At 42.5% G+C, this 13,079-nt stretch carries 10 protein-coding genes; 9 read left to right on the plus strand and 1 reads right to left on the minus strand.

Annotated features, from left to right (window positions below):
- Window positions 1-505: 505 nt before the first annotated feature.
- Window positions 506-1,006, minus strand: coding sequence for a helix-turn-helix domain-containing protein (locus HPC41_RS04150; protein ID WP_172392715.1), 501 nt, complete (start codon window positions 1,004-1,006; stop codon window positions 506-508).
- Window positions 1,007-2,629: 1,623 nt separating this feature from the next.
- Here HPC41_RS04150 and HPC41_RS04155 point away from each other — a divergent pair.
- From HPC41_RS04155 to HPC41_RS04195, 9 genes are all read left to right on the plus strand, one after another.
- Window positions 2,630-3,442 (plus strand): RNA polymerase sigma factor, encoded by an 813-nt coding sequence (locus tag HPC41_RS04155; protein WP_172392716.1) that lies wholly within the window; start codon window positions 2,630-2,632, stop codon window positions 3,440-3,442.
- A gap of 16 nt (window positions 3,443-3,458) precedes the next feature.
- Window positions 3,459-4,553 carry a transposase gene (locus HPC41_RS04160; RefSeq protein WP_172392717.1) on the plus strand — a complete coding sequence of 365 codons (1,095 nt, stop codon included), beginning with the start codon at window positions 3,459-3,461 and terminating at the stop codon, window positions 4,551-4,553.
- Window positions 4,554-4,943: 390 nt separating this feature from the next.
- On the plus strand, window positions 4,944-5,912 hold the full coding sequence (locus tag HPC41_RS04165; protein WP_172392718.1) for an Rpn family recombination-promoting nuclease/putative transposase: 969 nt from the start codon (window positions 4,944-4,946) through the stop codon (window positions 5,910-5,912).
- A gap of 142 nt (window positions 5,913-6,054) precedes the next feature.
- A complete protein-coding gene (pxpB, locus tag HPC41_RS04170; protein WP_172392719.1) occupies window positions 6,055-6,780 on the plus strand; it encodes a 5-oxoprolinase subunit PxpB in 726 nt (241 codons plus the stop codon).
- The gene (locus tag HPC41_RS04175) at window positions 6,770-7,726 is read left to right on the plus strand and encodes a 5-oxoprolinase subunit C family protein (RefSeq protein WP_172392720.1); all 957 of its coding nucleotides are present in this window, start codon (window positions 6,770-6,772) and stop codon (window positions 7,724-7,726) included. The genes pxpB and HPC41_RS04175 overlap by 11 nt, the downstream gene beginning before the upstream one ends.
- Complete coding sequence (locus HPC41_RS04180) at window positions 7,719-8,477, plus strand: 5-oxoprolinase subunit PxpA (RefSeq protein WP_172392721.1); 759 nt, start codon at window positions 7,719-7,721, stop codon at window positions 8,475-8,477. The genes HPC41_RS04175 and HPC41_RS04180 overlap by 8 nt, the downstream gene beginning before the upstream one ends.
- A complete protein-coding gene (locus HPC41_RS04185) occupies window positions 8,474-9,643 on the plus strand; it encodes an NRAMP family divalent metal transporter (RefSeq protein WP_172392722.1) in 1,170 nt (389 codons plus the stop codon). Before HPC41_RS04180 ends, HPC41_RS04185 begins: the two co-directional genes overlap by 4 nt.
- Before the next feature lie 117 nt (window positions 9,644-9,760).
- Window positions 9,761-10,897 carry a glycoside hydrolase family 88/105 protein gene (locus HPC41_RS04190; protein ID WP_172392723.1) on the plus strand — a complete coding sequence of 379 codons (1,137 nt, stop codon included), beginning with the start codon at window positions 9,761-9,763 and terminating at the stop codon, window positions 10,895-10,897.
- A 6-nt stretch (window positions 10,898-10,903) separates the two neighbouring features.
- Complete coding sequence (locus HPC41_RS04195; protein ID WP_172392724.1) at window positions 10,904-13,039, plus strand: glycoside hydrolase family 31 protein; 2,136 nt, start codon at window positions 10,904-10,906, stop codon at window positions 13,037-13,039.
- Window positions 13,040-13,079 lie beyond the last annotated feature (40 nt).

Genomic DNA, 13,079 nt, shown 5'->3' on the forward strand with positions numbered 1-13,079 from the left:
TTACTGAATATCATTTTGATGTTATGGCAGTCTACATACACGAACCCTATAATTGAGCAGATCTCTAGTAGAAAGATGAAAAGATACTCAATTTATTAAGTGAGGTTCGATTTCTCCAAAGAAATAGCCTGATTGGGGCATAGTTAATCAGGATAAACATTAAAACGGAAACATATTAATACCAAATTATACCTAAAAACAAATTTCAATCAATATTTAGACAGTAGTCAGTCACTGTTTATTCAGTTATTACTGAGTAATCACTGAGCAAGCACTGAACAAGCACTGTCAAAACGCATAATTTGGTCACCACTTGGTCTCCGTTTGGTGCAGCTAAAAATTATTGCGAAAAAAAGGAAAAGCGACGCTTGTGGAAAAGAATAGCTGAGAGTTATAACAAAAGAACCTAAGGTTCTGATCTTTAACCAGAATGGCTGTTGTTTCATTTAATGATGGGAAAGGTATATAAAGCTCTTGCACTCACAGATAGCAAGTTTGGCAATTTTCATTTATATTTTTTGACAGGTTTTGGAGAATGCTTTTTTCGGTATTCTTTATAATTTCCATGTTTTTCGTATTCCAGCGTACCTTCTTCACAGTAACTGCTGAGATAAACAGAAAATTTATTGCTTTGCTCTTTGTTGGCATTCAGCTGTTGGATTATTTCAGAAACACGGCGGGGTATCTCGAAAAAATTGGAATTATAAACAAGATCATCCAGTTCTTTCGTCAGTTCGATACGGCGCTTTGACTCAGGAGGAATATTGTAGAGCGGTGTTAAATCTATTTGTTTTTTGAATATCGTATGTGGTTGAATTTTTAAGGCGCGGCAGATCAGGATAAAGTTATTTAGTGAGGCACCTTTTCCTTTTTCAACAGCTGCTATTGTGTTGGTGGTTAATCCCGTCATATTTGCTACATCTTTCAGTGTGTAGTATAATTTTTCACGTTGAATGCGCAATTGCTCGCCAATTTCTTCCAGTATATTCTCATTGATATCTCCCATAATACAAATGGAAAACTTATTTGCGCATTTTTAGAATAATAATATTTGTATTTTTATTTGTGCAAATGAACATTTGTTTTTATATTTGTTTCAACGAGAGCCGATAACTAAATATAAGCTACAAAAACAGGCTTGGATCGGAAGTTTAATCTGTTGTTGTAAGACTAAAATCTAAAAATGAGAAAATTAAGTGTTAAAAATATCGCAAAGTCACCGGAATAGCATTGATTTCTATTTTATAGACTTGTATCTAGCATCCTATGTTGATAACCCCTATTATTGACGTGTAACTGCCATTCGAAGCATAGGATTAATAATAAATAAAATTATTTGAATCGTTGAAATAGACTCTTTATTGAGTTTATTGAAAAATTGTTTTTGCGCAAAAATAAAGTAATTTTTTTGCGTGAGAGGTGTTCTTTGACTTATTGGTATTGAAAAAGGAGAATATAAAAATATAGGCTGATCGGCTGTTTTGCTGATCGGTTTGATGATGATAGGAGGCATCTTGTTATGCCGTAGGGTGAGCGCAATGGCGACTCACTAAATACCCTTTTTTTTAAAAAGTGTTGAGTTACATTCTACGCTATGTTCTTGATTATTATTGGGATACTAGGAGGTAGGGTGTTAATGATATTGAAATGAAGGTATACGCAACCCTGGATAGATTATTTAAATCACTAAAAACCGGTGTTAATGATATTGAAATGAAGGTATACGCAACCTATCATATTTTCCACATTCATCTGTTTGGATGTTGATGGTCTCAAATAGTAGGGTATACACAACTCGCTGCGAAAGCTCTATAATTGATCAATGATGTTGATGATCTTAAATAGTAGGGTATACACAACTGAACCCACTTTCTCATTTACCAAAGCACAGATGTTGATAATCTCAAAATGTAGGGGATATGCAACTTATAGACATTTATAATGTCATTTATTCCAGATGTCGGTTATATCAAAAAGTAGGGTATATATAAATCAAATCACGTGTAACTGTCTTGCGCCGACAATTGATGATGTCATAATATAGGATATACACAACCTTCCCGTTGCATTCATTACCATTTAAACGATGTTAATGATCTCAAAAAGTAGGTTTCAGGCTATTGACACATGGGTTACTACCGTAATTCCCTTGTATAGTACTTGAAAAGTATAAAAATTTTCAAAATTATATATTGAGGCATCTTGTTATGCCGTAGGGTGAGCGCAATGGCGACTCACTAAATACCCTTTTTAATAAAGATATACAGTTTAATGTTACATTAAGTTGTTGATTATTATTGCGATACCGAGAGGTAGGATTTCGGTGATGTCTAAATGTAGGCTATACGCAACTGGGCGTTTTCATGAATCGCAGTATTAGCTGTTGTTGACCACATAACATAGGGGGGATACACAATAACGAGTTATGAAGAAATAATCTGATAGAGCGCTATAGCATAGCCACCATAACTATTTTAGCCTTTATAACTTTAATATCCAATTCAATACCAATAAGTTTTTATAACAAAACAGCGATTTACGCTTACCCAGCTTCGGTTTCCAAAAAATCCGTCAAGTCCGCCGGAGCTGTGGTAGGTTGCTGATATATTGCTAACCATAAAAACGAATTATGAAACCAATTTTACTAAACAAGGACATAAACGCTGCCATTGAACACCTGCACAATGGGCATGAAAAAGGACTTAAATTTTTCTACCAGAAATTCTATGAACATTTCCTTTTTCGCGCACGCCGTGCCACCGACGATGAATGTACCGGAGAAAGTATTGCGCAGGAAGCATTTCTAAGGCTCTGGCTGTTCCGCGAAAATGTATATTCCGAATCGGAGATCTTTGACTTTCTGAAAGCCCAGGTGAAGTCTGCCATTCAGGCTTTTTATCAGAAATCGCGTAATAGATTTCACCGAAGCTTACTCCGCCTCGACAGCATCGAAGACTATCAGGAGTTTATGCTGGGCTATGAACTGGAAGAGGAAAGCGAAGAAGATATGCTCTATATCGAGCAACTGGAACTGGAAAAGAAAAAGAAAATGGATCAGCTCAATGCCATCCTACCTAACCTCAACAGCGATCAACAGCTCTTTATTCGCCTTTGCCTCAAATATAGTTTTAACTACGAACGTATCGCTTATTATATGGGGAACATCTCCGATTATGAGGTAGGTCTTCAAATCGAGAAAACAATCGAATACCTGCGATCCATCATTCATAGTGAAGAGAAAATGCAGCTCATGGCTAAACCTGTCGAATTTAAATTGAATGGCGAAATGACTGAAGAAGAAGCTGAAGTCTTCCGTATGCGCTATGAACTACAGTATTCCTTTGACAAGATTTCAGAAGCATTGCAACTCGACGGCGGACAGGTGCGTACTTTATTTATCAATGCACACGCAAAAATTAAATCTGTTAAGAAAACGGCATAACTAAACATAAAAAGATATGGCAACTGATACAATGGTATTAACACGTAAAATACAGGTTTTTGTGGATTGTGACGATAAAGAGAAACGATCTGAGTATTTTAAACAGCTCTTTGAATGGCAGGATCTTGTCTTTCGTGGTGCTAATATGGTCATCACCCACCAATATGTACAGGAAAATCTGAAAGATCTGATTTATCTACAAGAAGATGTTAAAATCAAACTAGCCGATCAGGCGAAAGATCCCGAAGGTGTATTGAATACTTCACGGATGAATACAACTTATCGCCTGTTGTCCAGTTATTTTAAGGGACGAATTCCTACGGACATTCTATCACAGATAAACACGGCGTTAATCAAATATTTTCAGGCGGATCGTCTCTCGTACTGGAAAGGTGAAAAATCACTTCGCAATTATAAAAAAGACATGCCGATTCCTTTTTCCGGTAGACAAATTAACTTGAGTAAAGATGAGAATAATAGAGATTTTAAATTCACACTATTCAAAATACCTTTTCGGACTTACCTCGGTAAAGACCGATCGGATAAAAGGGTGCTGCTCCAACGTGCACTCGTTGGGCAGATCAAAATCTGTAGCAGCGCACTCAAGATTGTTAAAGGTAAAATCTTTCTGCTCTTGGCTCTGGAACTTCCCAAAAAGATCCAAGAGTTGAAAGATAATATTATCGCCGAAGCGTCGCTTTCCATTGAACACCCTATTGCTGTAGTTATCGGTAAGGAATCCTTTCAGATCGGCAATAAGGAAGAGTTTACTTACCGCCGTATGGCCATTCAAGCAGCGCGACATCGCTTACAGAAGGCAGCTGCATTTGATAAAGGTGGGCGTGGGCGTAAGCGGAAAATGAAAAGCTTGGAACACTATAATGAAAAGGAGAAAGATTATGTAGATACAAAGCTCCACCTGTATAGTCGGAGGTTAATAGAACTTTGTGTGAAAGCACAAGCGGGTACACTCTTGCTAGTCAACCAATCCAATAAGGAAGAAATTGCAAAAGGCGATGAATTCCTGTTGCGCAACTGGAGCTACTACGGCCTTATCGAAAAGATTAAATACAAGGCCAAAATGGTCGGTATTAACATCATTATTGAATAGTAATTGTAAAAAAAAGAGCGAGCGATGTATAACTACAAGCCTAGACTTGGGGAATACCGAATGAGTTTCGAAGATGGGATCAACAACTAGTACAAAATGTCGATCGTACCAACTTTCTCTTTTGTTTGCTATTTTTCCTAAACTTATTCGCCCCTTGAGTCAAGTTCGGTATACTATTAGCCTATTGTTGGCCTACTGTAGTAGGTACACAATAGGCTAATAGTAGGTCAACAGTAGGTGAAACTTAAAACAAAGCTAGGAAATTATAGAAGGAAAGTGTAATTGAGTTCTGGAGAGAACCATAGTAACGAATATTTATTTTTTTTTGCTAATTATTTTAGTTTTTAAATTATTATTGATTATATTTAATTCATAACCAGTTGTAATGATATGGCCAGTTTAAAAAAGCATCTTGGTAAGTATGTTGATCCACGTACTGATTTCGGTTGGAAGTTTTATTTTGGGAGAGAAGAGAACAAAATTTTATTGATTGAATTTCTGAATAGCCTGTTTGAAGGAGAAAAGGTCGTTAAGGATCTGCGCTATAAGACCGTGGAGCATGATGGAGATCATGAGGACATGCGTCGTGTAGTTTTTGATCTGCTCTGTATTAGCGATGATGGTAAGCATTTTATCGTTGAGATGCAGCAATTATTTCAAGAGTTCTTTAAGGATCGAGCCATTTATTATACTTCAAGACTGATCAATAAACAATTGACTCGTGGCAAGAAAGGTAGCAGTTATTGCTTACCCGAAGTGTATTTTATTGGTATTTTGGAATTTCGAATGGATGAGAAGAAAAGTTTCGAACATCGGGATACAGGTCATCCTTATTTCTATGATGTAGCTTTATGCGATAAAAATACACATGAAATATTTTACGATAAGCTGGGCTATAAAATGGTATCCTTACCTCTTTTTAATAAAACTCCCGAAGAGCTGATAACGGTCATGGACCAATGGCTGTATCTTCTTAAACATTTGAGTACCATGGATAAATTGCCTTCTTTTTTGGATAAGCGAATATTTGGCCTTATCTTTGAAATAGGAGAGATAGGCAAATTAACGGAGGAAGACCTGATGTCATACGAAGCAAGCTTAAAACATAAAAGAGATGCGGAAAGTGTTTTCAATTCGGCGTTAAATGCCGGACGTGAAGAAGGTCGTAAAGTTGGACGTGAAGAAGGTCGTAAAGTTGGACGTGAAGAAGGTCTTGAAGAAGGTAGAAAGGTTGGTCTCGAAGAAGGCAAACATGAAAAAGCTATTGAACTTGCACGTACAATGAAACAAGATGGTATTCCAATGGCACAGATTATGCGTTATACAGATTTAACTGCCGAAGAAATCGAAAAACTTTAGTCATACAGTCTGCTACAATTTTTAATGTCTTATTCTTCGTATGACTATTTGTAAATTGTTTTTTAACTCAAACCACAACCTAATTATTTTTTGATTATCGTGTGGTATTTATAATCTTTGTAAAGATTATAACACACAAATTATGGGAATCCCCCACACGCAATCTTTCGGTATAACCTTGCCTAATTCCATTGGACATTATCCATTAGGGGATCAGGCGCTCGTTCTCTCCTTTGGCGATACAATTTCCGAGGCTGTCAATGCGCGCGTTCGTCAGGTTGCTACGCATATCGAGAACTGGTCGCAACCTGGCATAATCGAATATGTTCCAGCTTATACAACGATTACGATTTATTATGATCCGCTACTAACCTCCTATAATGACTTACTATCTGCCTTGCAACCAATTGTGCGGGATATAGCCGAAAATCAAGAATATAAGCGTGTTAAAAAGGAGATCCCCGTCTATTACAACGGGGAAGATCTGGCTTATGTAGCACAATATAACGGATTGTCTGAGGATGAGGTTGTCCGTATACACAGCGAAGGGGAATACTTAGTGCATATGCTTGGTTTCGTTCCCGGCTTTCCTTATCTGGGTGGGATGGACAAGCGGATCGCAACGCCACGAAAGGATGTACCCCGTCTCAGGATCGAAGCCGGAGCCGTAGGCATAGCCGGACAACAAACTGGCGTGTATCCCATGACGACTCCCGGAGGTTGGCAAATTATCGGACATACACCGCTACAATTATTTGATCTTAGCAAGGAGAGTCCCTCACTCCTTGAAATGGGAGATTGTGTACGTTTTGTTCCCATAACGTATGATGAATTTATACAACTAAAAACAAAAAGCAATGGGCATTAAAGTCGTTAAAGCGGGTATGCTGACTACGGTACAGGACTTGGGACGCTACGGGCTACAACGTTACGGTATGCCCGTCAGTGGTGCAATGGATAGCTATGCGCTGCGCCTTGGCAATCATATCCTTGGTAATCCGGACAATGAAGCTGCAATAGAATGTACAGTCATGGGGCCGACGATTTACTTCGAACAGGAGCAACTTATTGCCGTGACTGGGGCAGATTTGTCGCCCACGCTCGATGGTAATCCACTGCCTATGTGGAAACCGGTTCTCGTCGAGGCTGGTTCATTGATTTCTTTTGGCCGGCGAAAATTTGGTTGCCGGGCTTATATCTGTTTTCAGGGTGGGCTTGACATCCCAGAATTGCTGGGCAGCAGATCGACCTATTGTAAGGGGCAAATAGGTGGTTGGAAGGGAAGACCGCTTCAAGAGGGGGACAGGGTCGCTTTCCGACATTGCTATAAGGGGAAAGATAGCTTGTTTCACTGGAGCATGGATTCAAGCCTATATCCGGACCTCGCTACGAACACCATTCGGGTAATGGATGGGCCGCAATTGGCCTGCTTTGAAAATGCGGGTCAAAAGAGTTTTTTTTCCAATGTATTTACCATCAGCAACAACTCGGACAGAATGGGCTATCGGCTCACATCCAAACCGCTACGGTTTAAAGAACAAAAAGAACTGTTGTCAACGGCGGTGACATTCGGCAGTATACAGGTGCCACCTGACGGCAACGCAATTGTCCTAATGGCTGACCATCCGACCACGGGTGGCTATCCGGTGATTGCACAGGTAGCGACTATCGATCTGCCGCTCCTAGCGCAAAAAGGACCAAATGATCACATCAGCTTTGAACGGATCAGCCTCGATGAAGCGCACAGCCTGTTAAAGAAACAGCATGCTCAATTTAAAAAACTGAAAAGCGCAATCGCATTGAAATATGAATAAACCACTTACTGTAGATTTAAATTGTGACATGGGCGAAAGCTTGGGCGCTTGGAAAATGGGCGATGACGAGGCAATCCTGCCGTATGTTTCGGCTGTAAATATTGCCTGCGGTTTTCATGCGGGAGATCCCGCTACGATGATGAGGACGGTGCGGCTTGCCCTGAAATACAAGGTCAAAATCGGTGCTCATCCCGGCCTCCCGGATCTGGTAGGCTTCGGGAGGCGTGAGATGCAGCTGACGGCGCAGGAAGTGTACGAGCTGGTCGTCTATCAGGTCGGTGCGCTTGCTGCTTGCGCCAAAGTGCAGGGTTCAGCGCTACACCATGTCAAACCGCACGGGGCGCTCTATAATATGGCAGCGAAGAAATCTGAACTGGCAGATGCAATTGCAACAGCCATGTATGACATAGACCCTGCACTTATATTATATGGTCTTTCAGGGAGCGAACTGATAAAAGCTGGCAAAACCAAAGGACTGAAGGTTTATAGCGAGGTCTTTGCCGATCGTACTTATCAACAGGATGGTACATTGACTTCCCGTTCGGATAAACATGCGCTGATCCACGATCCCAAGCTGGCCGCAGAACAGGTGGTCCACATGATCAAAACCGGAAAAGTTATCTCCCTGCAAGGTACTGCAGTCGATATCCAGGCGGATACCATCTGCCTTCATGGCGATAGCAAGGAGGCTGTTCAATTTGCCATGATAATCAATCAGACGTTGAAAGATAATCATATCCTTATCCGATGAAACAAAGAAATACCTCAGCACTTATCGGTGCGGCATTATTGATGGCAACATCCGCTATAGGTCCGGGTTTCTTGACCCAGACCACAATTTTCACCAAATCACTGGGTGCTAGCTTTGGATTCGTTATTCTGGTATCGATCCTGATTGATATTGGTGTGCAGTTAAATATCTGGCGCGTGATCGCGGTGTCTGAAATGCGGGCGCAGGATATCGCTAACAAGCTGCTGCCCGGACTGGGGGGCTTTATTTCCTTGCTTATTATCCTCGGTGGACTGGCATTTAATATTGGTAACGTCGCTGGGGCTGGACTGGGACTGGAGGCGCTCTTCGGTGTTAATGTCATGACCGGAGCCTGCATCTCTGCATTGATCGCCATTGCTGTTTTTATCAACAAGCAGATCGGCAAAGCCATGGACCGTTTTACGCAGCTTATGGGAGCAATTATGATATTGGCTTTTATTTACATCACACTGATATCTTCGCCACCATTGGGCGAGGCGGTACTGCGTACGGTGGCTCCTGCAAAAATTGACTTTGTCTCCATCATTACACTGGTCGGGGGGACTGTAGGTGGCTATATCACTTTTGCGGGTGGTCATCGTCTGATTGATGCGGGGGTAAAGGGGTTTGATGCTTTACCTACCGTCAATAAAAGTGCGGTCATGGGGATATCGGTTGCCTCGCTGGTCAGGGTCTGCCTGTTTTTGGCTGCGCTGGGCGTGCTGAGCCAGGGCTTGCTGATTGAGGATGGTAATCCTACAGCTTCGGTTTTTCGGCTCGCAGCAGGCAACTTTGGTTATCGTCTGTTTGGCCTGGTGATGTTCGCAGCTTCGATAACGTCCATTATCGGGTCGGCTTACACTTCCGTCTCGTTTATAAAAACATTCAGCACCCGGATTGCCAAAAATGAAAATTGGGTTATTATCGGCTTCATATTAATTTCCACCCTAATCTTCGTTTCAGTGGGTAAACCTGTCCAGCTATTGATTTTCGCAGGTGCAGTAAATGGGATTATATTGCCCGTCTCGCTGACGCTGATGCTAATCGCTGCCTATAAACCGGCGATTGTAGGTGTCTATAAACAACCGATTATCCTTACGCTGATTGGCGCAACAATCGTGATTTTAATGGCATTTATGAGTCTGCGCGTAATATTGGATTTATAATTTTTTGGCTGTACAACCGCAGATGTCAATATTTCCACCTAATTGACCGAAAATTACTCCTCGAAAAAGCAGCGGCATAACGATATTTGGTATAATAACTAAATATAATCCCAGCTAATGATAACGATTGTGAGGTCAATACTTTCGGGTATTGCTATGTCCTTGGCACTATATGCTACTGCACAAAGCGTAGATTTAAAAAACTGGCCTGAAAAGGCCAATCCAATAAGCGTTGGCCGCTTGGTCGTACAGCGTTTTGTCGAAAGTCCACATAATAGCTTTAAACCGCCATCACCTCCCAAATCCATTACTTATCCCGAAGTATGTACCTGGTATGGCGCATTGAAGTTTGCCGAAATCAGCCAAAATAGGACGCTGCTCGATAAACTGACACAACGTTTTATGCCTTTTTTTGATACAGAGAAGCACTTGGTACCTCGACCTTGGCATGTGGATTATGCGGTATTCGGAACTGTCCCGCTGGAACTTTATCGGCAGACAAAAAACAATACTTTTCTTGAGATGGGGATGCGTTTTGCTGATGCACAATGGAGCATTCCTATTGATTCTCCTCAAACGGTGAAAGATGCTTATCAAAAGTTTCTGGATAAGGGGCTGACCTGGCAGACCCGTTATTGGATAGATGATATGTATATGATTACCATGGTGCAGTCCAAAGCATTTCAGGTGACTGGCGAGCGTAAATACATCGACCGTGCCGCCCATGAAATGCTTGTTTACCTCGATACCATTCAAAAGGAAAACGGCTTATTCTATCACGCCCCGGATGCACCTTTTTTTTGGGGGAGGGGAAATGGCTGGATGGCCGCAGGCATGAGCGAACTGCTGTCGGCCTTACCCAACGATAACCCCAATAAATCCGCAATATTGGCCGCTTACCGCAGAATGATGGCCAGCCTCAAAAGGTATCAACGTGAAGATGGCCTCTGGGGGCAGCTGATAGACAAGCCGGAATCTTGGCCGGAAACCTCGGGCTCGGCCATGTTTACTTATGCGCTGATTACCGGCGTGAAAAATGGCTGGCTCGATGCTAAAGAATATACTCCGATAGCACGCAAGGCCTGGATAGCACTGGTCGGATATATCAATAAGGAGGGGGACATCGCCAATGTCTGTGAGGGTACCAACAGAAAAAATGATTATCAGTATTATCTGGATCGAAAACAAAACACTGGTGATATGCATGGACAGGCGCCGATACTCTGGTGCATATATGCCCTGTTAAAAAAATAAGCTGTTATGGAGAAAATCCTGATTATCCTGATGCTGTTGCTCTGCAGCCTGGCTGAGGGACAACCCATTCAATGGAAAGAGCAATATCCCGGTGTGTGGAAAGGAACCTTTGGGCAACCTGAGCAATATACCTTATTGGGAGCTGCGGGTAGTAAACCTCGCGCTTCGACGCTCGAACAGCTGCAGTCAACCGACTTTCCACTGCCGAAAATGGACGTGCATGCAGAACTGATCGACGGGAAAACGTATGTGCGGATGCCATTGACAAAAAATGAGCAGATCTACGGTTTGGGACTGAATTTTCAAACGGTTCACCAACGTGGCAAAATACTTAACCTGCATGTGGATCACTATGGTGGCAAGGATAATGGACGCACACACGCGCCGGTTCCTTTCTACGTTTCCTCCAGAGGGTATGGTGTCCTTGTCAATTCGGCGCAGTACTTGACCTATTATGTGGGGACCGGAGTTCGTAAAGATGCGAAAGAGCCAGCGGAAGCCAAGGATCGCAATACCGATAAAAGCTGGAGCTCACGCCCTTATTCGGATGCGGTGGAAATTTTTATTCCAGCTGCAGGCGTAGAAATTTATGTATTTACAGGTGTAAATCCTTTGGATGCAGTCAAACGTTATAACTTATTTTGCGGCGGTGGTACCTTGCCTCCACGATGGGGGCTGGGCTTTACGCAGCGCGTACAAAAGCTTTATACGGCCGAAGAGGTGCTCAATGAAGCCTCCCAATTTGAAGAGCATGGTTTTCCGCTCGATTTCATCGGTCTTGAACCTGGATGGCAATCCCGCGCCTACCCATGTACATTTGAATGGGACAAAGGACGTTTTCCCGATCCAGCTTCTTTAACTCAAAAATTGGCCGCTAAGGGCGTGCGTTTGAACCTTTGGACAAATCCATATATCTCACCGGAAGCTGGAATCAGCAAGGCGATCGAGCCCTTTACTGGTTCGCACACGGTTTGGAGCGGTACAGTTCCGGATCTGAACCATCCAGAAGCTAAAAAAATCCTTGCCAAACAGTTCACCGATGCGCAGCTTAATATCGGTGTCAGTGGCTATAAAATAGATGAAGTTGATGGCTACGATTATTATCTTTGGCCTGATATGGCCAAGTTTCCATCGGGTATCAGTGGTATCCAAATGCGGCAAACCTATGGTGTACTTGCACAGAAGCTTACCGATAGTTTATATCGGAGCAGGAATACACGAACGTATGGGCTCGTACGTGCGTCGAATGCGGGTGCCAATAATTTACCCTATGTCATTTACAACGATTATTATAGCCATCAAGATTTTATCACAGCACTGGTCAATAGTGGATTCTGTGGTGTACTATGGACGCCGGAAGTAAGGGGATCAAAGACGGGAGAGGAATGGCTGCGTCGTTTTCAATCCGTTGTCTTTTCGCCAATGGCAATGATCAATGCCTGGTCCAGTGGGACAAAACCCTGGTCTTTTCCGGAAGTCGCTGATCAGGTGAAGTACTATGCGCAATTGCGGATGGAACTGATGCCGTATTTATATTCCGAATTTGCCAAGTATCACTTTGAAGGGACGCCGCCTTTCAGGGCAATGGCCCTGGAGGAGGGCTTTCAGGGGCAGACAAAGGCGGTGTTGGGCAATCGGGACCTGGAAACAAACCCTTACCTGGAAGCCGTCAACGGGGAGGTCAAGGACCAATATATGTGTGGCGAATATATACTAGTTGCACCGCTATTCGCTGGGGAGTCATTCCGTAAGGTGCTACTGCCCAAAGGGAATTGGTATGACTTCTACACGGGGAAATATGTGGGCAATGGAGAAGAGATCACAGCCGATCCGGGTATGGACCGTATACCGGTCTACGTCAAAGATGGGGGTATCATACCCATGATGGGCAGTCGTTTACACGCGCCGCTCCCCAACGAGAAAGTTGATTTGACCATCCGCTACTATGGAGAAAAGGAAGGGAACTATCAGCTATATGACGATGATGGGGTGAGCTTTGATTATGAAAAAGGAAACTATGCCTGGCGTCGGGTGTTGGTCAAAAAAAATGCACAGGGGAATCTGACCGGGGAAATATCCAAACCGCAACAAGGAAAACCAAATTCGTTTGGGACAGTTAGATTTGAATTTATGACAAAGTAAGAATACTGAAATTTCGTACGGCAGTAGGCAAATAGATGGT

This window comes from Sphingobacterium prati, assembly GCF_013167215.1.
GTDB classification, from domain to species: Bacteria; Bacteroidota; Bacteroidia; order Sphingobacteriales; family Sphingobacteriaceae; genus Sphingobacterium; species Sphingobacterium prati.

Coding starts and splice junctions, on each gene's coding strand:
- HPC41_RS04150 (WP_172392715.1), bottom strand. CDS start 1,006: ATGGGAGATATCAATGAGAATATACTGGAAGAAATTGGCGAGCAATTG.
- HPC41_RS04155 (WP_172392716.1), top strand. CDS start 2,630: ATGAAACCAATTTTACTAAACAAGGACATAAACGCTGCCATTGAACAC.
- HPC41_RS04160 (WP_172392717.1), top strand. CDS start 3,459: ATGGCAACTGATACAATGGTATTAACACGTAAAATACAGGTTTTTGTG.
- HPC41_RS04165 (WP_172392718.1), top strand. CDS start 4,944: ATGGCCAGTTTAAAAAAGCATCTTGGTAAGTATGTTGATCCACGTACT.
- pxpB (WP_172392719.1), top strand. CDS start 6,055: ATGGGAATCCCCCACACGCAATCTTTCGGTATAACCTTGCCTAATTCC.
- HPC41_RS04175 (WP_172392720.1), top strand. CDS start 6,770: ATGGGCATTAAAGTCGTTAAAGCGGGTATGCTGACTACGGTACAGGAC.
- HPC41_RS04180 (WP_172392721.1), top strand. CDS start 7,719: ATGAATAAACCACTTACTGTAGATTTAAATTGTGACATGGGCGAAAGC.
- HPC41_RS04185 (WP_172392722.1), top strand. CDS start 8,474: ATGAAACAAAGAAATACCTCAGCACTTATCGGTGCGGCATTATTGATG.
- HPC41_RS04190 (WP_172392723.1), top strand. CDS start 9,761: ATGATAACGATTGTGAGGTCAATACTTTCGGGTATTGCTATGTCCTTG.
- HPC41_RS04195 (WP_172392724.1), top strand. CDS start 10,904: ATGGAGAAAATCCTGATTATCCTGATGCTGTTGCTCTGCAGCCTGGCT.